Genomic DNA, 23603 nt, shown 5'->3' with positions numbered 1-23603 from the left:
TCGACGCCGTCGCGCGTGAACGAGTCCCTTCTGCCTGACGTCTCGGTCAGCACAGCCAAGCCGTCGTCGGTCAAGGCCGACGTCCTCGTGCTGGGCGTGCGCAACGACGACGACGCCGGCGACCACGCCTCGACGCTGGCCCTGCTGGGCTTCACCGGCGAGAAGGGCCAGGTCGTCACCGTCCCTGCCGGCGAGGCCGCCAAGGTCTCGACGGTGGTGGCCGTGGGCCTGAGCGCCGAGCCCGATGCGGAGGAGCTGCGCCGTGCGGCCGCGAGCGGCGTGCGTGCGGCGGCCCGCACCAAGGCCACGTCCGTGGCGCTGGCCCTGCACCCGGCCGAGGGCGACGAGGTCACGGCCGTGGCGGAGGGCGCCCTGCTCGGCTCCTACCGCTACGAGGCCTACAAGACCAAGCCGACGTCCGACGACGATCGCGTGCGGACCCTGACCGTGCTGTCCGCCTTCGCCCGCCAGTCGACGGTCGTCGACGCCGTCGAGCGCGCCGCAGTGGTGGCCCGCGCCACGGCCCTGGCGCGTGACTGGGTGAACACCCCGCCCGGCGACCTGCGGCCGCCGGCCTTCGCCGACCAGATCGTCGAGCGCGCCGGTGGCACCCCCGTCAAGGTCTCGGTGTGGGACGAGAAGCGCCTCGAGAAGGAGCACTGCGGCGGCATCCTCGGCGTGGGCGCCGGGTCCGACGCGCCGCCCCGGCTGGTGCGCCTCAGCTACGAGCCCCGCAAGCCCGTCACCCACCTCGCCCTCGTGGGCAAGGGCATCACCTTCGACTCGGGCGGCCTCTCGATCAAGAGCGGCGCCGGCATGCAGACCATGAAGATCGACATGGCGGGCGCGGCTGCGGTCGTGGCCGCGACCCTGGCCATCGCCGAGCTCGGGCTGCCGATCAAGGTCACGGCGTTCGCCTGCCTCGCCGAGAACATGCCCAGCGGCTCGGCCACCCGCCCCGGCGACGTGCTCACGATGCGCTCCGGCTCCACCGTCGAGGTGCACAACACCGACGCCGAGGGTCGCCTCGTGCTCGCCGACGGTCTCTCCCTGGCGGTGGAGGCCGGCGCCGACCGCATCATCGACGTCGCGACGCTGACCGGTGCGTGCGTCGTGGCGCTCGGTGAGCGCACCAGCGGCGTGCTCGGCAACGACGACGCGCTGAGCGAGTCGGTCCTCGACGCCGCGAAGGCCACCGGGGAGTCGATGTGGCCGCTGCCGATCGTCGAGGAGATGAAGTCCGCCGTCACGTCCTCCAAGATCGCCGACATCCGCCAGCACAACCCGAAGCCGTACGGCGGGACCCTGTTCGCGGCCGCCTTCCTGCGCGAGTTCGTCGGCGAGACCCCGTGGGCGCACCTGGACATCGCCGGTCCGTCGTTCAACGACGGCGCCGAGCACGGCTACACGCCGTCGGGCGGGACCGGGGTGTCGGTCCGCACGCTCGTGCGTCTGGCGAGCGACCTGGCCGCCGCCGGTGCCTGAGGACCGACCCGCCACCGACGACGGACCACTGCTGGAGGGCACCCGTCGTGCGCTCGACGCCCGCCTCGCCGAGGAGCAGGTCCGCCGCCGCGTCCCCTCGGTCACGGCGGCCGTCGTGCGCGGAGGTGCGGTGGTGTGGAGCGGTGCGGCCGGCCACCTCGACGGCACGGCGGACTCCCCGCTCGCCACGCCGCAGACCCAGTACCGGATCGGGTCCATCACCAAGACGTTCGTCGGCACCCAGGTGCTGCAGCTGCGCGACGCCGGCCTGCTCGACCTGAACGACCGGATCGGCGACCACCTGCCGGAGCTCGGCGGGGGTGCCGGGCCCCGGGCGGCGAGCGGCACCGACCTACCGGTCACGGTCGCCCAGCTCCTGAGCCACACGTCGGGCCTGCAGGCCGAGACCAACGGACCGTGGTGGGAGCGGACGCCCGGCCAGGCCTGGGAGGAGCTGCTGGCGTCGGGACCGCGCCTGCTGTTCACGCCCGGCACCCGCTTCCACTACTCCAACACCGGCTTCGGCGTGCTCGGTGAGCTCGTCTCCCGGCTGCGGGGTCAGCCCTGGCACGACACCGTGCACGAGGACCTGCTCGATCCCCTCGGCATGGTGGCCACCAGCCACCGGCCGACCGACGACGCCGCTCCCGGACTCGCGGTCCACCCGTTCGCCGACCTGGCGCACGTCGAGCCCGAGCACGACGCCGCTGCCCTGGCCCCGGCCGGCCAGCTCTGGTCCAGCGCCGAGGACCTGGCCCGGTGGGCCGCCTTCGCCGCCGGCCACACCGCCGGGCTGCTCGATGACGCCACGCTGCGCGAGATGCTCCGGCCCGTCGCGGTGAGCGACGTCACCGGACAGCCGTGGACAGGCGCCCACGCGCTCGGGTGGCAGGTCTGGAACGTCGCGGGCCGCCGGTACGTCGGCCACGGCGGATCCATGCCGGGCTTCCTGGCCTCGCTGCGCGTCGACGTCGAGTCAGGCGACGGCGTCGTGGTGCTGGCCAACACCACCTCGGGGCTGGGCCCGGTCGGGACCGACCTGCTGGACCTCGTGCGCGATCGCGAGCCGGTCGCCTCGGCGCCGTGGCGCCGTGCGACTGCCCAGCGGGAGAGGCTCGACCTCGTGGGTGACTGGTTCTGGGGAACGTCCCGCTACACCGTCCGGCTCGACGGGGACCGGCTCGTCCTCGGCGAGCCCGGGCAGGGCCGCGGTGCGCGCTTCGCCTCCACCGCCGACGGTGCGTGGGTCGGTCTCGAGGGCTACTACGAGAACGAGCGGCTCACGGTGCGCCGCGACGCCGACGGCCGACCCGTCCAGCTGGACCTCGCCACGTTCGCGTTCACCCGGACCCCGTACGACGCGTCGCCCGACGTCGAGGTCCCGGGCGGGCTCGACGAGGCGGGCTGGTCGTGAGCGACGATCCGCTCTGGGCCGCCTACGTCGCGGCGCACCCGCAGCACCGCGACGAGGTGCCCGCTGTCGGACCGTTCGGCAGCTCGGCCGCGATGGCGGACCGGCTCCTCGACTACGTGCTCCACGGCCCGAAGCGGGCCACCTGCGGACTGCCCGACCCCGACGAGCCCGTCGTGCTGGGCGGCCACTGGGTGGTGGAGGACGGCTCCGGGCGGTCACGCGTCGTGCTGCGCACCACCGACGTGCGCTCGGGACGGCTCGACTCCGTCGACGACGTCTTCGCATGGGACGAGGGCGAGGACGACCGCACCCGTGACTCCTGGCTGCGGGAGCACCGCCGCTACGTGGCGCGCGGACTCGGGCTGGCCGACGACGCCGATGTCGACCACGTCGAGGTCGTCTTCGAGCGGTTCACGGTCGTCTGGCCCCCCGAGCACGCCGACTGAGGCGTGCGGGTCAGTCGCCGGCGAGGCCGAGGGTGCGGGCGGCCTGCTCGACCTCGTCCCACTCGCTGCGGTCGCCACCGCGGCGGTCGGGGTGGGAGCGGGCACGCGCCTGCTTCCACCAGCGACGGAGCACCTCGTCGTCGGGGCGGACGGTGGCGTCGCCCGTGACGTCGGCCGACACCTGGAGGGTGGCGATCGCGTCGCGCTCGCGCGGCGAGAGCGGACGCGGGCCCGACGGCGCCGGCGCCGTGGAGCCACCGGGCGTGGAGCGACGCGGGCCCGGCGCGGACGAGCGCGCCCGACCGGTGTCGCGGGCCTGCTTGCGCACGGCGTAGTCGCGCATGCGCTGCGGGTACCCCACCCGGTTGGCGTCGTAGACGGGGATCGCCAGCTTGCGGGCGAGGTCGGCGGCCGCCTTGGGCGACTCGACCCGACGGCGGATGGACTCACCGTCCGACGCCACGAGGACGACCGTCGGCTCGTTGAACGACGTGCGCGGCTCGACGTACGCCTCGACGCCGTCACGCTCCCCCGCCCAGGCGCGCAGCGTGGCCATGTCGTCACGCGTCGCGCGACGATCGGAGCTGCCGCGTCGGCGGCCGAACAGAGCCATGGCGACATTCTGCCCGACGACTGGTGGACGACCGGGAGAATCGCGCAGGGACCCGCGCGGCAGGTCGCCGGGCGGCGCCCCACGGGTCACACCGCAACCTACTCGCCGGTCGCTCCCCCCGTGGTGCGGTCGCACGCGAGGGTGACAAGATGACGGAGAACGACTCATCCACGCGGGAGGACACTGTGGCGGACAGCCCGGGCGACCAGAACACCTTCGACATCGTCATCCTGGGCGGCGGCAGCGGCGGCTACGCCTGCGCCCTCCGCGCGGTGCAGCTTGGCCTCAGCGTCGCGCTGGTCGAGAAGGGCAAGGTCGGGGGAACCTGCCTGCACAACGGCTGCATCCCCACCAAGGCGCTCCTGCACTCGGCCGAGGTCGCCGACGAGACCCGCCACAGCGAGAACTACGGCGTCAAGGCCACGTTCGAGGGCATCGACATGGCCGCCGTCAACGCCTACAAGGACGGCGTCATCGACCGTCTCTACAAGGGTCTGCAGGGCCTCATCAAGTCCGGCGGCATCACGGTCGTCGAGGGTGAGGGCGTGCTCGTCGCCAAGGACACCGTCGAGGTCGACGGCCAGCGGTACACCGGCAAGAACGTCGTGCTGGCGACCGGCTCCTACGCCCGCAGCCTGCCCGGTCTCGAGATCGGCGGTCGCGTCGTCACGAGCGAGGAGGCCCTCACGATGAGCGAGGTCCCCGAGCGTGTCGTGATCATCGGCGGCAGCGTCATCGGTGTCGAGTTCGCCTCCGTCTGGAAGTCCTTCGGGGCCGACGTCACGATCATCGAGGCCCTCCCCACGCTCGTGCCCCTCGAGGACCCGACGCTCTCGAAGAACCTCGAGCGCGCGTTCCGCAAGCGCAAGATCGCCTTCAAGACCGGCACCAAGTTCTCCGGTGTCGAGCAGACCGACTCCGGCGTGATCGTGACTCTCGAGGACGGCAAGACCATCGAGACCGACCTCGTCCTCGTGGCGGTCGGCCGAGGCCCGAACGGCAACGGCAACGGCTTCGAGGAGGTCGGCGTCACCGTCGACCGCGGCTGGGTGCCCACCGACGAGCGCCTGCACACCAACGTCGACGGCGTCTACGCCGTGGGTGACCTCGTGCCCGGTCTCCAGCTGGCCCACCGCGGCTTCGCCCACGGCATCTTCGTGGCCGAGGAGATCGCCGGCCTCAACCCCCAGCCCGTGCTCGACCCGGGCATCCCGCGCGTCACCTACTGCGACCCCGAGCTCGCCTCGGTGGGCATCACCGAGCCGCAGGCCAAGGAGAAGTACGGCGACGACAACGTCGAGACCGTCGAGTACAACCTCGGCGGCAACGGCAAGAGCCAGATCCTCGGCACCGCCGGCGTCATCAAGCTGGTGCGCGAGAAGGACGGCCCGATCGTCGGCGTCCACATGATCGGCGCCCGCTACGGCGAGCAGGTCGGTGAGGCCTCGCTGATCGTCAACTGGGAGGCCTACCCCGAGGACGTCGCGCAGCTGATCCACGCGCACCCCACGCAGAACGAGGCTCTCGGCGAGGCTGCACTCGCCCTGGCCGGCAAGCCCCTCCACTCGCACGCCTGACCCGAACGAGGACGACACCATGGCAACGACCGTCACCCTTCCCGAGCTCGGCGAGAGCGTCACCGAGGGCACCGTCACCACGTGGCTCAAGGCCGTCGGCGACACCGTCGAGGTCGACGAGCCCCTGCTGGAGATCTCCACCGACAAGGTCGACACGGAGATCCCCTCCCCCGTCGCCGGCACCATCCTCGAGATCAAGGTCGAGGAGGACGAGACCGTCGAGGTCGGCGCCGACCTCGCCGTGATCGGTGACGCCGACGAGAGCCCGTCGGACGACGGTGGTTCCGACGAGGCGCCCGCCGAGCCGGAGGACACCGAGGACGCCGACGTCGAAGAGGGCTCCTCCGACGACGAGGGCTCGTCCGACGACCAGGCACAGGCCGAGCAGCCCGGCGAGGAGCCGGCCCGCGAGTCCGACGGCACGCCCACCAACCAGGACGGCGAGGAGCCCCACCTGGAGACGAACCAGACCGGCGAGGGCACCGAGGTCAAGCTGCCCGAGCTCGGCGAGAGCGTCACCGAGGGCACCGTCACCACGTGGCTGAAGGCCGTCGGCGACACCGTCGAGGTCGACGAGCCCCTGCTCGAGATCTCCACCGACAAGGTCGACACCGAGATCCCCTCCCCGGTCGCCGGCACGATCCTCGAGATCAAGGTCGACGAGGACGAGACCGTCGAGGTGGGCGCCGTGCTCGCCATCGTCGGCGACGCCTCCGCGGCCGGTTCGTCCGGTGGCGACTCCGGCTCGTCGAAGGACGAGGCTGCGGCCGACTCCGGCGAGACCGACCCCGCAGAGGACCCGCAGAAGGCCGAGGAGCTCGAGGAGGCCGCCGAGGCCGAGAAGAGCCAGCCGGAGAAGGCCGACGAGGTCGCGAAGTCCGACTCGGGCTCCAGCGCACCCGCCCCGACCGCAGAGCCGGAGAAGCAGGCCCACCCCGAGAACGAGGCCCGCCCCGAGCCGACGAAGGACGCCCCGCAGCAGAGCTCCGGTGCCTCGACCCAGAGCGGCGGCGACACCTACGTGACGCCGATCGTGCGCAAGCTGGCCAAGGAGCACGGCGTCGACCTCGCCGCCGTCACCGGCAGTGGCGTGGGCGGTCGCATCCGCAAGCAGGACGTGCTCGACGCGGCCAAGAAGGCCGAGGAGCAGAGCAAGCCCGCGGAGCAGGCGCCTGCGGCCGCTTCGGCACCCGCGGCGGCCGCCGCCTCGACCGAGCCGTCGCCCCTGCGCGGCAAGACCGAGAAGGTCAGCCGTCTGCGCAAGGTCATCGCCTCGCGGCTCACCGAGTCGCTGCAGATCTCGGCCCAGCTCACGCAGGTGCACGAGGTCGACGTCACCGAGATCGCGCGACTGCGCGCCAAGCACAAGAACGCGTTCCTCGAGCGCGAGGGCGTCAAGCTGACGTTCCTGCCGTTCTTCGCGAAGGCCGTCGTCGAGGCGCTCAAGGCCCACCCGACGCTCAACGCCGCCCTCGACCTCGAGGAGGGCACCGTGACCTACCCGTCCGGTGAGCACCTCGGCATCGCGGTCGACACCGAGCGCGGTCTGCTCGTGCCGACGATCAAGGACGCCGGCGACCTCTCGATCGCAGGCCTCGCCCGCAAGATCGCCGACGTCGCGGAGCGCACGCGCACCAACAAGATCTCGCCCGACGAGCTCTCCGGTGGCACGTTCTCGATCACGAACCTGGGCAGCAACGGCGCCCTGTTCGACACGCCGATCATCAACCAGCCGCAGGTCGCGATCCTGGGTGTCGGTGCCGTGGTCAAGCGTCCGGTCGTCATCACCGACGCGCAGGGCAGCGACAGCATCGCGGTGCGCAGCATGGCCTACCTCGCACTCACCTACGACCACCGCCTCATCGACGGTGCCGACGCCGGCCGGTTCCTGACCGCGGTCAAGGAGCGGCTGCAGAGCGGCTCGTTCGAGGGCGAGCTGTGATCGGCTGACATGCACGTCGTCATCGGCGGTTCCTCGGGCTTCCTGGGCTCGGCCCTCGTCTCGCACCTGCGGGACGAGGGTCACCAGGTGACCCGCCTCGTCCGGTCGGGAAGCCCCGGCCCGGACGCCTCCCTGTGGGACCCGAGCCAGGGTCGGGTCGACCAGGTGCTGATCGACCGGGCCGACGCGGTCGTCAACCTGTCCGGGGCGTCCATCGCCCGGTGGCCGCGCACCAGCTCCTACAAGAAGGAGCTGTGGTCGTCGCGCGTCGACGCCACCACCACGCTGGCCAAGGCCGTGGCCGCCTCCGACTCCCCCACCGTGCTGCTGTCGGGCTCTGCCATGGGGATCTACGGCGCCGACCGTGGTCAGGAGCCGCTCACCGAGGGCGCTGCCCACGGCGACGGCTTCCTCGCCGACCTGTGCGTCGCGTGGGAGGCCGCCGCCGAGCCTGCCGTCCAGGCCGGGCAGCGGGTCTGCCTGCTGCGCACCGGCCTCCCCCTCGACGACGAGGGCGGCCTGCTCGGCCCCATGCTGCTGCCGTTCAAGGCGGGGCTGGGTCCGCGGCTGGGCAAGGGCACGCAGCGCATGTCGGTCATGTCGCGGCGCGACTGGGTCCGGGCCGTGGCGTTCCTGCTCGAGCGCGACGACCTCTCCGGCCCCGTCAACCTCTCCCTGCCCGACGCCCCCACCAACGCGGAGTTCACCGACGCCCTCGGCGACGCCCTGGGCCGGCCGACGTTCCTCGTCGCCCCGGCGCCCGCACTGAAGGTGGCGCTCGGAGCGCTGTCCGACGACCTGCTGGGCTCGCTGCGCATGGTGCCCGCCGCCCTGCAGGCGGCCGGGTTCGTCTTCGAGGACCCCGACCTGCGCAGTGCACTCGCGTCGGCACTCGCCGACGACCGTGCTTCCTGAGCCCACCGGGACGCACCCCGACACCGCTGGGTCGCTGGTCCGGTACCTCGCCTTCTTCCGGGCCGAGGTCCGGCGCAAGCTCGACGGTCTCGAGCCGGACGCGCTCCGCACGACCGTGCTGCCGTCGGGCTGGACGCCGCTCGAGCTCCTGTCGCACCTCGTGCACATGGAGCGACGGTGGTTCGTGTGGGGCTTCCTCGGCGAGCCGCTGCCCGACCCCTGGGGCGACCAGGGACCGGACGGACGCTGGTCGACCACGGACTCGCCGGAGTCGCTGCTCGCACGGCTCGAGGCGGGCGCGGTGCGCACCGAGTCCGTGCTGCGCGAGCACCCGCTCGACGCACGAGCAGCCCTCGGTGGTCGCTTCGACGCGGACCCGCCCACGTTGCACACCATCGGCTTCCACGTGCTGCAGGAGTACGCCCGGCACGCGGGTCATCTCGACGTGGTGCGCGAGCTGGTCGACGGCGCGGTGGGCGAGGACGCGTCAGCGTGAGGCCACGACCCGCCAGCCGCTCGCGCTCTCCTCGAGGGTGACCCGCCGTCGGGTGGGCTCGTCCGTCGGCAGCGGCACGGCCCCGCCCGCGTTCACGGCCCTCGTGGGCCCGAGCCGGTCGACCACGTCGAGGGCGACGCGGTCGGCGTCGCGCTCGACCACCCGGCACGACGACCGCAGCTGGGCCATGCCCTCGAGCCGCAGCGAGCGCTCGGCGTAGTCCTCCAGCACCTCGACGTCGCGCTCGCGCAGGCCGTCGGACGCGTAGACCGCAGCGAGCCGGTCGACGTCGGCGTGCACGAACGCGTGCGCCCGCTCCGCGTCGAGACGACCGAGCAGCAGGCACTCCTCGGCGGTGTCGCCCGGCCCGAGCAGGGTGCCCCACCAGGTGACGAGGGCAGCGAACCACGCAGTCATCCCCGCAGCGTGCCCGGCGCGGTCACGAGGGTCGAACGCGTGTCCACAGGCGGGCTACCGTAGGAGGCGTGACCCTGGAGATCATCGACGACTGGTACGGCGAGCGCGCTCTGGACTACGAGGCGGCGTGGGAGCTGCAGCGCGAGCTGCACGCCCAGCGCGTGGCCGGCGAGATCGACGACACCGCCCTCTTCCTCGAGCACCCGCCCGTCTACACGGCCGGCAAGCGCACCGAGCCGCACGAGCGTCCGTTCGACGGCACCCCCGTCGTCGACGTCGACCGCGGCGGCAAGATCACCTTCCACGGCCCGGGCCAGCTGGTCGGGTACCCGATCACGAAGCTCCCGTCGCACGTGCTCGTCGTCGACTACGTCCGGCGCGTGGAGGAGGCCCTCATCCGTGCGGTCGCCGACCTCGGCGTCGCGGCCGGTCGGGTCCAGGGCCGCTCGGGCGTGTGGCTCGCGGCCGACGCCCGTGGCCCGGAGCGCAAGGTCGCGGCGATCGGCATCCGCGTGACCCGCGCCGTCACGATGCACGGCTTCTCGCTCAACGCCGACGTCGACCTCGACTGGTACGACCGGTTCGTCCCCTGCGGCATCGCCGACGCCGGGGTCACCACGCTGTCGAAGGAGCTCGGGCGCGACGTGACCGTCCCCGAGGCCGCGGCGGCCGTCCGCCCGCACCTGGTGGACCTGCTCGCGTGGGAGCCCTACACGCCGTCGCCGGACCTGCAGACGGCCGAGCACGGGCACCCCCCGGAGGTGCCCGTGCTCGGTCTTCCCGGACTGGCCGGCTGACGCCTCAGGCGTCGGAGCTGGCCAGCGCCTCGCGGTAGGAGATCTTGTCCCCCGTGCGCAGCAGGGTCCGCTCGTAGACGGCGGCCCCGACCCGGACCATGACCGCGGCGACCACGATCGTGCCGCCGAGCGCGAGCGCGATCTGCCAGGCCGGGACCGCTCCTTCGGCCATCCGCGCCGGCATGAGCATCGTGGAGATGATCGGGACCATCGACAGGACCTCCTTGACCGCGTCCCCGGCGAAGAAGTACACGAAGTACGGCACCATCAGCAGCATCTGCGCGGGCATGGTGGTCGACTGCAGGTCCTGCTGGCGCGACGCCAGGGAGCCGGCGACGGCCCAGAGGCTCGCCAGCGCGGCGAAGCCGATCACGAAGAAGCCGATGTAGCTGATCATCGCCGGGGCCACGACCTCGAGCCCGGACAGCTGGCCCGTGACCGCGAGCCCGATCGCCGCGGCGGCGACGAACAGGACGATCTGCCCGATCGCCAGCACGGTGCTGCCGGCGATCTTGCCCCACAGCAGCTGCCGGATCGGGACGGCGGCGGCGAGGATCTCCACGACGCGGCTCTCCTTCTCCTGCGTCACGCTGCCCGCGATGGCCATGCCGAAGCCGATCGCCGTCAGGAAGAACAGCAGGATGAAGCCGAAGGCGGCCGCCTGCCGCAGGCCCGCGTCCTTCGACGCGGGGTCGAGCAGACGCTCCTGCGTGGTCGTCCCGGACTGCAAGGCGCTCAGGTCGACCTCCTGCGCGGCGGCGTTGCTCTCCAGCGCCTGCGAGGACACGGCGATCTCGAGGGCCTGGGAGACGGTGGAGTCGACGTCGCGGTCGCCCACGACCTCGTAGCCGTCGTTGGTGGCCAGGAGCGCCGCGTCGGCGTCCCCGTCCTCGACCAGACGCTCGGCCGCCGTGGCGTCGTCGACCCGGTCGGCCTTGATCGTCACCCGGTCGTCGAGATTGGTCGCGACCGCGGACGCGGCGTCGACCACCTCGGCGGCTGCCGGGTCGACCACGGCGACGGTGCGGTCCTGGTCGCGCCCCTGGAAGAAGTCGGCACCGATGATGCCGCCGAGGATGATGACGAAGGACAGGACCGTGGTGATCAGGAACGACTTCTCCCACACACGGGTGGTGATCTCTCGCTGCGCGACGACGCGCCAGAGGTTGCGCGTGCCGCGGGGGCTGGAGGTGCTCATCGGACGGACTCCTTGAAGATCTCGGAGAGGGGCTGGTGGTCGCGGGCGATCTCGATGACGGCACTGCGCTCCCCCACGTGGCGGACGAGCTCGGGCGCGGTGAGGCCGTCGAGGTCGAGCAGGGCCGTCGGGCCGTCGACGTCGCGGACGACGACGCCGCGCAGGTCGCGGAGCCAGGCGGCGTCCTCGCCGTCGAGGACCACGCGATAGCGGTCGGCGCCGCGTCCACGGAGCTCCTCGACGGGGCCGGCGGCGACGAGGCGACCGCCGGACAGGATGACGAGGTCGTCACAGAGGCGCTCGACGAGGTCGAGCTGGTGGCTGGAGAACAGCAGGGGCAGGTCGCCCGCCTCACGCTGGAGCAGGTCGACCATGGAGTCGACGGCCAGCGGGTCGAGACCGCTGAACGGCTCGTCGAGCACGAGGGCTGCGGGCCGGTGGACGAGGGAGGCAGCGATCTGGATGCGCTGCTGGTTGCCGAGCGACAGCTCGTCGAGCAGGTCGTCGGCGCGGCTCTCGAGGCCGAAGTGGCCGAGCAGCTCGTCGGTGCGGCTGCGTCCCTCGTCGGGGGTCATGCCGTGCAGCCGGGCGAAGTACACGAGCTGGTCGCGCAGCTTCATGCGCGGGTAGAGGCCGCGCTCCTCGGGCATGTAGCCGAAGGAGCGGCGGACCTCGGCCGTCACGGGCTCGCCGTTCCAGAGCACCTCCCCCGCGCTGGGTGCGAGCACGCCCATGATCATGCGCATGGTCGTGGTCTTGCCCGCGCCGTTGGCCCCCACGAATCCCGTGGTGCGCCCCGGTCGGACCTGGAAGGACACGTCGTCGACGACGGTGGTGTCCCCATAGCGTCTGGTGAGCTTCTCGACGGTGATCATGCGTCCACGCTAGGGATCCGAAGGGCGGTGGCGCATCGGCCGCGCGGCCACACCTGCCTCCCCCACGCGGCTACGTGGAGGCGTCGTCAGGCGGTCGCCTCACCGGACGGCTCTTCCCGGGAAGCAGGCCCGACTCAGTCGTCCATCAACCCCGACTCGAACGCGACGATGACCGCCTGCACCCGGTCGCGGGCGCCGAGCTTGGTGAGGATGCGCGAGACGTGCGACTTCACGGTGGCGCCGCTGACGAACATCTCGGCCGCGATCTCGGCGTTGCTGAGTCCGCGGCCGAGCGCCTTCAGGACGTCGCGCTCGCGCTCGGTGAGGTCGTCGAGCACGCTCGCGTCGCCCCGCGACCGGCCGGTGGAGCGGGCGATGACCCGCTGGGTCACCTCGGGGGCGAGGAGCGCGTGACCCTGGGCGGCGAGCCCGATGGCGCTCACCAGGTCCTCGGGCGGGCAGTTCTTCAGCAGGAACCCGCTGGCACCGGCCTGCAGGGCGGCGAACAGGTACTCGTCGTCGTCGAAGGTGGTGAGGATGAGCACGCGCGTGTCGGGGTGGTCCTGCGCGATGCGGGCGGTGGCGGTGATGCCGTCGGTGCCGGGCATCTGCACGTCCATGAGCACCACGTCGGGCCTCAACGCCGCGACCTGGCGCAGCGCCTCGTCGCCGTCGCGCGCCTCGCCGACGACCTCGATGTCGGTCTCGACCTCGAGGATCATCGAGAACCCGGCGCGGATCAGCTCCTGGTCGTCCACCAGCAGCACCCGGGTGGTCTGGTCGCTCATGCGTCCTCCTGGTCGACGGGGATGCGGACCCGGACGCGGTACCCGCCGGTGGGTCGTGGGCCGATGTCGGCGATGCCGCCGTGCATGGCGGCGCGCTCGCGGATGCCGTCGAGACCGAAGCCGCCCGAGGCCTCGTCGGGGGCGGTGCGGGTGGGACCGTCGTCGAGCACCTCGACCTCGACGGCCGGACGCTCGCCCGAGTCTGTGAGGTAGCGCAGCGTGATCCTTGCCGACGGCGCCCCCGAGTGGCGCCGCACGTTGCTGAGCGCCTCCTGGGCCACGCGGTAGAGCGACAGCCCCACGGTGTCGGGGACGGGGAACGGCGCGCCCACGACGTCGACCACGACGGCGGGGCGTTCGGTCGTGACGGCGAGCGCCTCGATGTCGGCGATCCCCGGCTGCGGGCCGCGGTCGGCGGGACCGGCCTCCTCGGCGGACCGCAGCAGCCCGACGATCTGGTGCATCTGGGACACCGCCTGCCGCGACGACGTCTCGATGGCGGTGAGCGCCTCGCGGGCCCGCTCCGGGCGGGCCTCGAGGAGCCGCCCGGCTCCGGCCGCCTGGACCCCGATGCCACTGACGTGGTGCGCCACGACGTCGTGCAGGTCGCGGGCGATGCGGACGCGTTCGGCCTGGACCGCCTGCTGCTGCTCGAGACCCTGCACGGCGCGCTCGCGCTCGCGCTGGTCCTCGACGAGGGCGCTGCGGCGTGCGCTGAGGTAGGCCGACTGCCCCCACGCGATGGCACCGAAGAAGTACGCGACGTTGATGGCCAGGCTGTAGACGACGAGCGCCACCTTCGGCGGGAGCAACCCGGTCTGCTCGCCGAGAGGCCCCATGGTCCCGTTGTTCAGCGACCACACCAACCAGCCGAACATGCCGACGAGGACCAGCCCGGTCACCGCCCACAAGGCTCTCGGCCGCCGCGACCACGCCCACGCGGCGTAGAGGGCGGCGAAGAGCGTCATCTGGACGGTGAACACGACCCCGAGCTCCAGCAGCCGCTCGCCGATGACGATGAAGACGGCCGACACGACGAGCAGCACCGTGATGGGGAAGCGTCGGCGACCGCACAGGGCGAGGCCGCAGATCCCGAACCACACGTAGGCCTCGATGCCCTTCCAGCCCGTGGAGGCACCGGACGCGCTGGCGAAGACCTCGACCGACGCGACGCTGACGACAGCCGCGAGGAGACCGACCAGGACGTCGGTGCGCACCTGGGCACGGGTCGGTCGCGGACGCGTCCACGAGCGGTCGAGTCTCCCCACGCCGCGACCCTACCCAGTGCTACGCGTGCGTAGCCCCGCGGACGAGATGGGGCTGGGTCGGCGGCGTACTGTGGAGGGCGTGACGATCGCACCCGAAGGCCGCAAGATGCTCAGGCTCGAGGTCCGCAACGCGCAGACCCCCATCGAGAAGAAGCCCGAGTGGATCAAGACCCGCGCCAAGATGGGGCCGGAGTACAACGAGCTGATGAAGCTCGTGAAGGGCGAGGGGCTCCACACGGTCTGCCAGGAGGCCGGCTGCCCCAACATCTTCGAGTGCTGGGAGGACCGCGAGGCCACCTTCCTCATCGGTGGTGAGCAGTGCACGCGGCGGTGCGACTTCTGCCAGATCGACACCGGGAAGCCGTCCGCGCTGGACCTCGACGAGCCGCGTCGCGTGGCCGAGAGCGTGCAGAAGATGCAGCTCCGCTACTCCACCATCACCGGTGTGGCGCGCGACGACCTGCCCGACGGCGGCGCGTGGCTGTACGCCGAGACGGTGCGCAAGATCCACGAGCTGAACCCGGGAACCGGCGTCGAGAACCTCATCCCCGACTTCAACGGCAAGCCCGACCTGCTCGAGCAGGTCTTCGACTCCCGCCCCGAGGTGCTCGCGCACAACGTCGAGACCGTGCCGCGCATCTTCAAGCGGATCCGTCCGGCGTTCACGTACGAGCGGTCGCTCGGCGTCATCACGCAGGCCCGCGACTACGGGCTGGTCACCAAGAGCAACCTGATCCTCGGCATGGGCGAGACCCGCGAGGAGGTCTCGCAGGCGCTGCGCGACCTGCACGAGGCCGGCTGCGACCTGATCACCATCACGCAGTACCTGCGGCCCAGCCCGCGCCACCACCCCGTGGAGCGCTGGGTCAAGCCCGAGGAGTTCGTGGAGCTCAAGGACGAGGCCGACGAGATCGGCTTCGCCGGCGTCATGTCCGGCCCGCTCGTGCGCTCGTCCTACCGCGCCGGCCGCCTGTACCAGCAGGCCGTCGAGAAGCGTCAGACCACGGGCGAGGTCGTGCTCCGCCACACGGACGGCGTCGCGTAGCCGCATCGTAGGATGGGGTCATGTCCAACCCCGCCGCGCCACCGAAGGGACGCCTGGCCCAGCTGCGCCAGGCGTACACGATCACCAAGCAGAACGACCGCAACATCGGGTTGATCCTGCTGCTGACGTTCCTGATCGGCGCCGGTGTGACAGCGATCCTCGGTGTGCTCGTGCTGGGCACGGGCCTGTTCGGGACGATCATCACGGTCGTCTTCTCGATCCTCATCGGCATCCTCGCGCTGCTGGCGGTCTTCGGCCGCCGCGCCGAGAAGGCCGCCTACGCCCAGGTGGAGGGCCAGCCCGGTGCCGCCGCCGGCGCGCTGCAGATGATGAAGCGCGGCTGGAACGTCAAGCCTGCTGCCGGGTTCACCAAGAACCAGGACGTCATGCACCGCGTGATCGGTCGCCCGGGCATCGTCCTCGTGGGTGAGGGCAACGGCTCGCGCGTGCGAAGCCTGCTCGCGGCCGAGCGCAAGAAGCACGTGCGCATCGTCGGCGACGACGTCCCGGTGATCGAGGTCGTCGTGGGCCGTGGCGACGGCGAGGTGCCGCTGCCCAAGCTGGTCAAGCACCTGCGCAAGATGCCGAAGTCGGTCAAGCCGGCCGAGCAGACGGCGATCATCAACAAGCTCAAGGCGCTCGACGCGATGCGTCCGACCGCACCCATGCCGCGTGGGCCCGTGCCCACGAGCATGAAGGGTGCGCGCCGGGCGATGCGCGGTTGATGCACCGCTCGACGCGCTGGCGGGGCCTGGCCACCGGACTCGCAGCTGCGGCCGTGCTGGCCGGGTGCGGAGGTAGTGCGACCCCCGGTGAGATGTCGGCGCAGACGTACCGCTCCCTCGAGGCGCGCGGCGACCAGCTGACGCCCGAGACGGCGAAGGACCGGGGCGCGACCGATGACGACGAGCTGGCGCAGACCTTCCTCGACGAGGGTGGCGCGCCCGAGCCGTCCGGCGCCCAGTGCCTGTACGCCAAGACGTCGTACCGCGAGTCCTACCGAGGCGTGGCGCGCTTCTGCTTCGAGGGCGACCGGGCGGTCTCCGTGGAGCGCAACCGCGCCGACCTCGACCAGTAGGTCACGCGCGTACGCTCAGGTGCGCGACGCGGACGGCGGGGTGCGACGTGCGACCCGCGAGCCCGACACGATCTCGTGCAGCCCGCGCTGGTCCTCGTTCTGGATGAGCGCAGGGACCACGAGGCACAGCAGCGCGGTGCGCAGCGCTGCCCTCGGCACCCCGATGGGGCGGCCGTCGGGGCCGACGACGCCGATGCTCATGATCCGCTTGCCGATCGAGAAGCCGAGCGTGCCGGTGAGCAGCGTGACCTCGAGGAAGAACACGCCGAGCGTGTAGAACGAGCTGACCGCTCCCTCCCCCGCGAGCGGCGTGCGGGTGACGGCCACGACGCTCAGCGTCGCGACGGCCCAGTCGATGAGGAGCGAGACCAGGCGGCGGCCGAACGAGACGTCGTACACGTCGCTGAGCCTATCGGCCCGGCCCGAGCCACTGAGGCCGTCACCGCTGGTTCACGTGTCACAGGGACTTGTAACATGCCGGAAACAATGGAGTGACGACCGGGAAACTGCCGCTGCCTAGCGTCGGTGACGCGGACGCCGAGGCGCCGCTCCCGCCACATCGACGATCTGGCCACCCACGCGTGGCCGAGGAGGCCCCATGTTCGGCAATGCCGACGAGTTCTTCAAGTACGTCAAGGACGAAGGCGTCGAGTACCTCGACGTCCGCTTCACCGACCTGCCCGGCATCCAGCAGCAGGTGACGCTGCCGGCGTGGACGTTCGACGCCGACGCCGCCGAGAACGGTGTGGCCTTCGACGGCTCGTCGATCCGCGGCTTCCAGAGCATCGACCAGTCCGACATGGTGCTGTTCCCCGACTTCGGCACGGCCTACCTCGACCCGTTCAAGGCACGCAAGACGCTCGCGATGGAGTTCTTCGTCCACGACCCGATCACGGGCGAGGCGTACTCGCGCGACCCCCGCAACATCGCCCGCAAGGCCGAGGCGTACCTGGCCACCACGGGCATCGGCGACACCGCCTTCTTCGCCCCCGAGGCCGAGTTCTACATCTTCGACCGCGTCAACTTCGGCACGAGCGCCAACAAGTCGTTCTACGAGATCACGTCGCTGGAGTCGGCCTGGTCGACCGGTGGGGACCTGACGGACAACCGTGGCTACAAGGTCCGCTACAAGGGCGGATACTTCCCCGTCGCGCCGACCGACCAGACGGCCGACCTGCGCAACGACATGATGTCCAACCTCGCCGACGCGGGCCTCGTCCTCGAGCGTGGCCACCACGAGGTCGGGACCGCCGGCCAGGGCGAGATCAACTACAAGTTCGACACGCTGCTCAAGGCAGCCGATGACGTCATGAAGTTCAAGTACATCGTCCGCAACACGGCCTGGGCCGCGGACAAGACGGTGACCTTCATGCCGAAGCCGATCTTCGGCGACAACGGCTCGGGCATGCACGTGCACCAGTCGATCTGGAAGGACGGCTCGCCGCTGTTCTACGACGAGGCCGGCTACGGCGGACTGTCCGACCTGGCGCGCCACTACATCGGCGGCATCCTGAAGCACGCCCCGTCGCTGCTGGCGTTCACCAACCCCTCGGTGAACAGCTACCACCGTCTGGTCCCGGGCTTCGAGGCCCCGATCGCGCTGGTCTACTCGGCCCGCAACCGTTCGGCCTGCGTCCGCATCCCGATCACCGGCTCGAACCCGAAGGCCAAGCGCATCGAGTTCCGCTGCCCCGACCCGTCGAGCAACCCGTACCTGGCGTTCTCGGCCCTGATGATGGCCGGCATCGACGGCATCAAGAACAAGATCGAGCCGCCGGCCCCGATCGACAAGAACATCTACGAGCTGCCGCCGGAGGAGTACAACGAGATCGACATGGTCCCGACGTCGCTCAACGCGGTGCTCGACAACCTGGAGCAGGACCACGAGTTCCTGACCCAGGGCGACGTGTTCACGCCCGACCTCATCGAGACGTGGATCGACTACAAGCGCACCGAGGAGATCCTCCCGGTCCAGCTGCGTCCGCACCCGCACGAGTTCGAGCTGTACTACGACATCTGATCGACGGGGTGGCTGAGCACGACTGAGCCACCTCTCGACGGTCGACAACGACCCCTGTCCTGCGGCGCGGAGACGCGTTGCGCGGGCAGGGGTCGTTGCGTGTGCGGACAGCTGGCACCCCGCCGCAAGACGGCCCCGGCTCGACAACTCATCGCGACAGAACAATGAGTCCGCCATCGCGTCACGTCCCGGCAAGCCGCGCGTCTCATCCCCGTCAGAAGGCCGATCGGGGGGTACGAAGATGTGGGACGAGAACTGGGCGACGCGAGCCGCCTGTACGGCGACGGACGATCTGTTCGTCAAGGGCGCGGAGCAGAACATCGCCAAGCGCATCTGCAACGGGTGTGACGTGAAGGCGGCGTGCCTGGCCGAGGCGCTCGACAACCGCATCGAGTGGGGTGTCTGGGGAGGCGCTACCGAGCGCGAGCGGCGGCAGATGCTGCGCCGGCGACCCGACGTGACGGCGTGGCGCGACCTCCTGAGGCTCGCTGCCTAGTTCGTCGGCACGGTCCGCACGTCGTCGATCCGTTCGAGTCGGGCCGAGACCGGCGAGCGGTCAGGCGGAGATCTCCCCCGCTCGCCCCAGGCGGGCGCGGTCGGCGGCCTTCATGCCGCGGACGACGGAGCCGACGTCACGGGCCTGCGAGCCGCCGCGCCAGGTGCCGCGGACGCCGTGCTGGCGGAGCATGTAGCCGTAGTAGTCCTCGACCTCGACATCCTTCGCGATGAGCGCCGGGACCTTGGCGAGCGAGACCTCACCCGTGGCGTCGTCGACGCGTTCCGTGGCGGCGCCGGCCTCGAGCTGTGCACGGGACTGCGCCTCGTGCAGGCGCTCGCCGATGCGCTCCGTCCACCCCGCGTAGAACGCCGCCCGTGCGGTGCTGCCGTGCACCGGCTTGTGGGCGCCGGAGCGGAGGTAGGCGTCGCCGTCGGTGACCATCTGGATGACGAGCGAGGCGTAGAGCGTCTTGGCCACCTCGATGTCGGTGGCGAAGCCGAACAGAGTGACGCCGGTGTTGTCGCCGCGGATCGTGCAACGCAGGTCGTTGGCGCGGGACACCGCGATCATCAGGCTCACGTACCGGACGTTCGAGCGCTGACCGCGGTGCCCGAGGCGCACCGTCTCGAAGGTCGGCTGCGCCGCCGCCTCACCCTCGCGGGCCCCGGCGCGCGCGAGCGTCAGCTCGATCGAGTGCGTGGTGGCCAGCTCCTGGGCCTTCGCCAGGAAGGCGTCGCGCTCGGCCTCGGTGGAAGCGCCCTCGGCGTGGCGCAGCAGCTTGCCGACCTTCGCGACCATGCCGTCGTCGACGCCCTCGGGGCGGTCCACGCCGACCTCGGTGTACGCGGCGCGCAGCATCGCCGCGGTCTCGCTCCACCCGAGGTCCTCGAGCAGCTGCACGAACGTGGCTCGGAACCCGGCGCCGTGCTCGTCGATGATCGCGCCGTCGAGGCCGGTGTTGAGGTGGTGCGCCAGCTCGTGCGCCACGACCAAAGCACGCAGAGCCCACGCTCCCCCGCGTTCGCGCTGCGGCAGCCAGATGGTGCCGTCGCGGTACGACGCACGCCCCTTGCCCGAGTGCGCGACGACGCGCACCTCCTTCGCCTCCCGCCCGCGGTATCCCGAACCGAACTGCTTGGTCTGCGCGCGGAGCCGCTCGCCGGCGGCGTCGACGAACCGCTGCACCTCCGATGGGCGCGTGAACCGCGGTTCGGGCTCGGGCGTGAACGTGACCCACCGCGCCCCACCACCGCGGTTCAGCCGGACCTGCACGGTGCCGTCGTCGGGCGAGACGGCGTCGAGCCACTCGGCCACGAGGTCTTCGGCGGCGTAGGTGCCGGCCTGGTCGGGATCGCTCATGTCGTGAACGGTGCCAGGTGGCTCCGACATGGTGGTCGACGACCCAGGTCTCGACAGCACGCACGATGTTCCTGGACATTCTTCCCACGTGGTGGTGGACTCGGTGCCGTGGACGACACCGTCCGCGCGAGGGGGGACGAACGATGACGTGGTGGAACCAGATGAGCAGCCGCGCCCGGTTGGGCGCCGTGGTCGGTGCGGTCCTCGTGCTGGCGCTCGGCACCGGGACGGCCTTCGCGCTCACCTCAGGCGGGTCGGACGAGAAGGACACGACGGCGACCCCGACCACGTCGACCACACCCACGGCTTCGGCGAGCCCGACCGACGACGTCAAGGCCTCCGACGACCCTTCCGGCGCGGACCAGACCAGCACCGGCGGCGCATCGACCGGCACGATCGTGGTCACCGTCGCCACGTCCACCGGGGAGCGTCCGATCGAGAGCGGCGTGGCTGCCACGAACGTCGACACCGGCCAGCGCTACGACAGCGGCATGGGCAATGACCGTCCGTCGTGGACCCTGAAGGGCGTCGCCCCAGGCCGCTACGTCGTCAGCGCCGGGTCGGACGACGACGACTGGGAGTCGGCCTGGTACGGCCAGACCAACCCGGTCGAGGGCGACCGGTCGCAGGCGAAGGTGGTCACCGTCGAACCCGGCGAGACGGTGCGCGTGACCGTCACCCTCATCTTCTGGCCGTGCGCCGAGCCGCCCGGCACCTACCCCGAGTGCGGGACCAACCCCGACCCCGAGCCGACGCCCACGACCTCCGCCTCAACCCCTGCGGCCGAGCCCGAGCCGTCATCCGCTCCCTGACGCGAAGTCTCGGACCCGTGCCCGCCGACCGTGGGCCGACGTACGCTGCCGCATGGGCACCCTGACCTTCACCGCCACCATGTCCGTCGACGGCTACGTGGCCGACGCCGACGGCGACTTCCAGTGGGCCGGACCGGGCGATGCCGTGTTCGCCGCACACATCGCCCGGTTGGCCCAGGTGTCCACGGAGGTGCACGGACGCAAGACCCACCTGCTCATGGCGTACTGGGACGCCGAGCCGGAGCCCGGCGCCTGGGGCCCTGCCGAGCACGAGTGGGCTCGCCTGTGGGCGCGGACCGAGAAGATCGTCGCGTCGTCCACGTTGTCGCAGGACGACCTCTCGAAGGGTGCCCGCCTCGTGCCGCACCTCGAGCTCGACGAGCTGGAGCAGATCGTGCGCGACGCACCCGGCGACGTCGAGATCTTCGGCCCCACCACCGCAGCACCGGCCATCCGCGCCGGCCTCGTGGACGAGTTCCGCCTCTACATCGTGCCGAAGGTCGTGGGGAGCGGCCTCCGGGCCTTCCCCGACGACGCGAACCTCGACCTCGAGCTCGTCGACGAGGGACGGCTCGACGCAGTCACGTACCTGCGCCTGCGCCGCCGCTGAGCCCGACCCACGTCGACGCTCGGCACCGCGAGACCGGTGCGTGCCGAAACCACATCGCAACCGCCGGGACCTGGACGCTGTCCGTGCCGTGTGGTGAGGTGAACAGGCCGGTCTCTGCGTCGCGTTCTCGCGGCCGCCGGCAGTTCCTAGGGGGGACAACACGTGAACACAGGTATGTCTCGAGCCCGACGCGGGCTCACCATCGGGGCCGTCACTCTGGCCCTCGGGGTCGTCGCCACCACGCTCACCAGCGCCGGCGCCGCCACCACCGCCCCATCCAATCGCGCACCGTCCACGCCCGTGCCGATCGCCACGCCCGAGGGCCAGGTCAGCGCCTACGTGGTCAACGCCAAGAAGGCGAACGCCACCGGCACCGCCGACGCACGCGCCATCGTCAAGAAGGCCGGCGGCACCGTCATCCAGCAGTGGCCGCAGATCGGCGTGATCGTGGCGCACTCCACCCACGCCGACTTCCGCGCCGACGTCTACCGCCTCGGTCGCAAGAGCGTCGCGTCGGTCGGCGCCACCCGCACCGTCCCGGTCAGCGAGCGCACCGAGGCCACCACGCTGCGCAAGAGCCAGGGCGTGGTCAAGGAGGAGTTCGCCAACACCGCCGACGAGTACGTGAAGCCCGACCCGCGCGAGGGCGAGCAGTGGGACATGGCGCACATCAAGGCCGACCACGCCCACGAGATCACCGACGGGTCGAAGAAGGTGCTGGTCGGCGTGCTCGACAGCGGCATCGACGCCGACCACCCCGACCTGGCCGCGAACATCGACGTCAAGAACTCGGTCAACTGCACCGACGCCGGCACGGTCGACCGCTCGGCCACCGGCTGGCAGCCGACCACCAGCGACCACGGCACCCACGTGGCCGGCACCATCGGCGCCGACCGCAACGGCGTCGGCATCACCGGCGTCGCGCCGAACGTGCGCATGGCCTCGGTCAAGGTCGTCAACGACGACGGATTCATCTACCCCGAGTACGCCATCTGCGGCTTCATGTGGGCCGGCCTCAAGGGCATGGACGTCACCAACAACAGCTACTACATCGACCCGTTCGAGTACTGGTGCAAGGACCAGGCCGACCAGGGCGCCGTGCTCGACGCCGTCGGCCGTGCCGTGAAGTGGTCGACCAACCAGGGCGCGCTGCACGTCGCGGCCGCCGGAAACTCCGGCACCGACCTGACGAACAACACGACCAACGACACCAGCCCGAACGACAGCACGCCGATCGAGCGCACCATCAACAACGGGTGCCTCGACATCCCGACCGAGCTGCCCGACGTCGTCACCGTCTCGTCGTACGCGCGGATCGGTGCGACCAACGAGACCCAGCTGTCGTACTTCTCCAACCGCGGTCTGAACATCATCGACGTCGCGGCTCCCGGCTCGTCGATCCTGTCGACGATCGTGAAGGACAACGGCTACGGCCTCAAGAGCGGCACGTCCATGGCGTCGCCGCACGTGGCGGGCGTGGCGGCGCTGATGAAGTCGCAGCACCCGACCTGGGGTCCGAAGAAGATGCTGAAGCAGCTGGCCAAGCAGGCCGATCAGCGGCCCTGCGCGCCGGAGCAGGCGATCGGTGCCGGCGGAGCCCCGTGCAAGGGGTCGGCGGCGAACAACAGCTATGCCGGCAACGGCATGGTCGACGCGCTCGACGCCGTCCGGTAGCACCCGCCTGACGGACTGCACCACCTGACGGAGCGGTCCCGAGCCACGCGCTCGGGGCCGCTCCGTGTCGTTCCACCCGCGGAGCACCCGTCCGCTGCCATGCTGGGCCGGTGAGCTCCGCCCCCTCCCGCGCCGGCCGGCTGGTCTGGGGCGTCGGCATCCTCGCCCTCGTGTGGCTGGCCGTCTCGGAGCTGGGCATCACGTCCGACGACGGCGGCACCACGAAGCCCCCGACCACCAGCACGAGCACGACCGGGCGCCTCACGGTGACCGAT

General features: G+C 71.4%; 24 protein-coding genes. 16 read left to right on the top strand and 8 right to left on the bottom strand.

All coding sequences use genetic code 11. The features are described 5' to 3' along the window. Positions 1-15: 15 nt before the first annotated feature. From ASF38_RS12045 to ASF38_RS12035, 3 genes are read left to right on the top strand one after another with little or no spacing between them, the layout of a single operon-like run. A complete protein-coding gene (locus ASF38_RS12045; protein ID WP_235497669.1) occupies positions 16-1485 on the top strand; it encodes a leucyl aminopeptidase in 1470 nt (489 codons plus the stop codon). Beyond that, positions 1478-2899 carry a serine hydrolase gene (locus ASF38_RS12040; RefSeq protein ID WP_235497667.1) on the top strand — a complete coding sequence of 474 codons (1422 nt, stop codon included), beginning with the start codon at positions 1478-1480 and terminating at the stop codon, positions 2897-2899. Before ASF38_RS12045 ends, ASF38_RS12040 begins: the two co-directional genes overlap by 8 nt. Next, on the top strand, positions 2896-3345 hold the full coding sequence (locus ASF38_RS12035; RefSeq protein ID WP_200914512.1) for an ASCH domain-containing protein: 450 nt from the start codon (positions 2896-2898) through the stop codon (positions 3343-3345). Before ASF38_RS12040 ends, ASF38_RS12035 begins: the two co-directional genes overlap by 4 nt. Positions 3346-3355: 10 nt before the next feature. Here ASF38_RS12035 and ASF38_RS18490 read toward each other — a convergent pair whose 3' ends face one another. After that, positions 3356-3958, bottom strand: a complete 603-nt coding sequence (locus ASF38_RS18490) for a hypothetical protein (RefSeq protein ID WP_200914511.1) — start codon at positions 3956-3958, stop codon at positions 3356-3358. A 149-nt stretch (positions 3959-4107) separates the two neighbouring features. On the opposite strand from ASF38_RS18490, the gene lpdA reads away from it, so the two are divergent. Genes lpdA through ASF38_RS12010 form a run of 4 tightly spaced genes read left to right on the top strand, consistent with a single transcriptional unit; the run spans position 4108 to position 8888 of the window. Then, positions 4108-5535: a dihydrolipoyl dehydrogenase gene (lpdA, locus tag ASF38_RS12025; protein WP_156366909.1), complete on the top strand. Its 1428-nt coding sequence runs from the start codon at positions 4108-4110 to the stop codon at positions 5533-5535. Positions 5536-5554: 19 nt separating this feature from the next. After that, positions 5555-7477 (top strand): 2-oxoglutarate dehydrogenase, E2 component, dihydrolipoamide succinyltransferase, encoded by a 1923-nt coding sequence (gene sucB / locus ASF38_RS12020; RefSeq protein WP_056576308.1) that lies wholly within the window; start codon positions 5555-5557, stop codon positions 7475-7477. Positions 7478-7486: 9 nt separating this feature from the next. Then, complete coding sequence (locus ASF38_RS12015; protein WP_056576305.1) at positions 7487-8392, top strand: TIGR01777 family oxidoreductase; 906 nt, start codon at positions 7487-7489, stop codon at positions 8390-8392. Further along, positions 8382-8888: a DinB family protein gene (locus ASF38_RS12010; RefSeq protein ID WP_056555787.1), complete on the top strand. Its 507-nt coding sequence runs from the start codon at positions 8382-8384 to the stop codon at positions 8886-8888. Before ASF38_RS12015 ends, ASF38_RS12010 begins: the two co-directional genes overlap by 11 nt. Here ASF38_RS12010 and ASF38_RS12005 read toward each other — a convergent pair. Beyond that, positions 8880-9305: a hypothetical protein gene (locus ASF38_RS12005; protein ID WP_056576302.1), complete on the bottom strand. Its 426-nt coding sequence runs from the start codon at positions 9303-9305 to the stop codon at positions 8880-8882. The genes ASF38_RS12010 and ASF38_RS12005 overlap by 9 nt on opposite strands. Positions 9306-9373: 68 nt before the next feature. Here ASF38_RS12005 and lipB point away from each other — a divergent pair, with 68 nt between their 5' ends. Further along, positions 9374-10102 (top strand): lipoyl(octanoyl) transferase LipB, encoded by a 729-nt coding sequence (gene lipB / locus ASF38_RS12000; RefSeq protein ID WP_056576299.1) that lies wholly within the window; start codon positions 9374-9376, stop codon positions 10100-10102. Positions 10103-10106: 4 nt separating this feature from the next. Here the strand turns inward: lipB and ASF38_RS11995 are convergent, their stop codons facing one another. The 4 genes from ASF38_RS11995 to ASF38_RS11980 form a co-directional block, all read right to left on the bottom strand. Further along, the gene (locus ASF38_RS11995; protein WP_056576296.1) at positions 10107-11300 is read right to left on the bottom strand and encodes an ABC transporter permease; all 1194 of its coding nucleotides are present in this window, start codon (positions 11298-11300) and stop codon (positions 10107-10109) included. Continuing rightward, entirely contained in the window at positions 11297-12175 is an 879-nt protein-coding gene (locus tag ASF38_RS11990) for an ABC transporter ATP-binding protein (protein WP_055965646.1), read from the bottom strand. Before ASF38_RS11990 ends, ASF38_RS11995 begins: the two co-directional genes overlap by 4 nt. A 134-nt stretch (positions 12176-12309) precedes the next feature. Next, positions 12310-12963: a response regulator transcription factor gene (locus tag ASF38_RS11985; protein WP_056576292.1), complete on the bottom strand. Its 654-nt coding sequence runs from the start codon at positions 12961-12963 to the stop codon at positions 12310-12312. Next, positions 12960-14231, bottom strand: coding sequence for a sensor histidine kinase (locus ASF38_RS11980; protein ID WP_156366908.1), 1272 nt, complete (start codon positions 14229-14231; stop codon positions 12960-12962). Before ASF38_RS11980 ends, ASF38_RS11985 begins: the two co-directional genes overlap by 4 nt. 106 nt (positions 14232-14337) lie before the next feature. Here ASF38_RS11980 and lipA point away from each other — a divergent pair, with 106 nt between their 5' ends. The 3 genes from lipA to ASF38_RS11965 are packed head-to-tail and all read left to right on the top strand — an operon-like array spanning position 14338 to position 16354. Continuing rightward, entirely contained in the window at positions 14338-15276 is a 939-nt protein-coding gene (lipA, locus tag ASF38_RS11975; protein WP_200914523.1) for a lipoyl synthase, read from the top strand. Positions 15277-15296: 20 nt separating this feature from the next. Beyond that, positions 15297-16001, top strand: a complete 705-nt coding sequence (locus ASF38_RS11970; RefSeq protein WP_055965639.1) for a DUF4191 domain-containing protein — start codon at positions 15297-15299, stop codon at positions 15999-16001. Further along, positions 16001-16354 (top strand): hypothetical protein, encoded by a 354-nt coding sequence (locus ASF38_RS11965; RefSeq protein ID WP_056576286.1) that lies wholly within the window; start codon positions 16001-16003, stop codon positions 16352-16354. Before ASF38_RS11970 ends, ASF38_RS11965 begins: the two co-directional genes overlap by 1 nt. Positions 16355-16369: 15 nt before the next feature. Here ASF38_RS11965 and ASF38_RS11960 read toward each other — a convergent pair whose 3' ends face one another. Then, the gene (locus ASF38_RS11960; RefSeq protein ID WP_055965635.1) at positions 16370-16753 is read right to left on the bottom strand and encodes an RDD family protein; all 384 of its coding nucleotides are present in this window, start codon (positions 16751-16753) and stop codon (positions 16370-16372) included. A gap of 199 nt (positions 16754-16952) precedes the next feature. Here ASF38_RS11960 and glnA point away from each other — a divergent pair, with 199 nt between their 5' ends. Further along, on the top strand, positions 16953-18374 hold the full coding sequence (glnA, locus tag ASF38_RS11955; protein WP_055965632.1) for a type I glutamate--ammonia ligase: 1422 nt from the start codon (positions 16953-16955) through the stop codon (positions 18372-18374). Between the two features lie 241 nt (positions 18375-18615). Then, positions 18616-18870, top strand: a complete 255-nt coding sequence (locus tag ASF38_RS11950; RefSeq protein WP_055965630.1) for a WhiB family transcriptional regulator — start codon at positions 18616-18618, stop codon at positions 18868-18870. A 60-nt stretch (positions 18871-18930) separates the two neighbouring features. Here the strand turns inward: ASF38_RS11950 and ASF38_RS17260 are convergent, their stop codons facing one another. Further along, positions 18931-20232, bottom strand: a complete 1302-nt coding sequence (locus tag ASF38_RS17260; protein ID WP_156366907.1) for a DUF2786 domain-containing protein — start codon at positions 20230-20232, stop codon at positions 18931-18933. A 143-nt stretch (positions 20233-20375) separates the two neighbouring features. On the opposite strand from ASF38_RS17260, the gene ASF38_RS11940 reads away from it, so the two are divergent. The 3 genes from ASF38_RS11940 to ASF38_RS11930 all read left to right on the top strand — a co-directional run bounded on the left by ASF38_RS11940 (position 20376) and on the right by ASF38_RS11930 (position 23328). Further along, positions 20376-21044, top strand: a complete 669-nt coding sequence (locus ASF38_RS11940) for a hypothetical protein (protein WP_056555527.1) — start codon at positions 20376-20378, stop codon at positions 21042-21044. A gap of 52 nt (positions 21045-21096) precedes the next feature. Next, positions 21097-21654 carry a dihydrofolate reductase family protein gene (locus tag ASF38_RS11935; protein WP_056576283.1) on the top strand — a complete coding sequence of 186 codons (558 nt, stop codon included), beginning with the start codon at positions 21097-21099 and terminating at the stop codon, positions 21652-21654. A 174-nt stretch (positions 21655-21828) separates the two neighbouring features. Beyond that, on the top strand, positions 21829-23328 hold the full coding sequence (locus ASF38_RS11930; protein ID WP_056576280.1) for a S8 family serine peptidase: 1500 nt from the start codon (positions 21829-21831) through the stop codon (positions 23326-23328). Positions 23329-23603 lie beyond the last annotated feature (275 nt).

Origin of the sequence: Aeromicrobium sp. Leaf272 (assembly GCF_001422865.1) — a bacterium.
Taxonomy (GTDB): domain Bacteria; phylum Actinomycetota; class Actinomycetes; order Propionibacteriales; family Nocardioidaceae; genus Aeromicrobium.
This window is presented reverse-complemented; position numbering and strand designations above follow the sequence as displayed.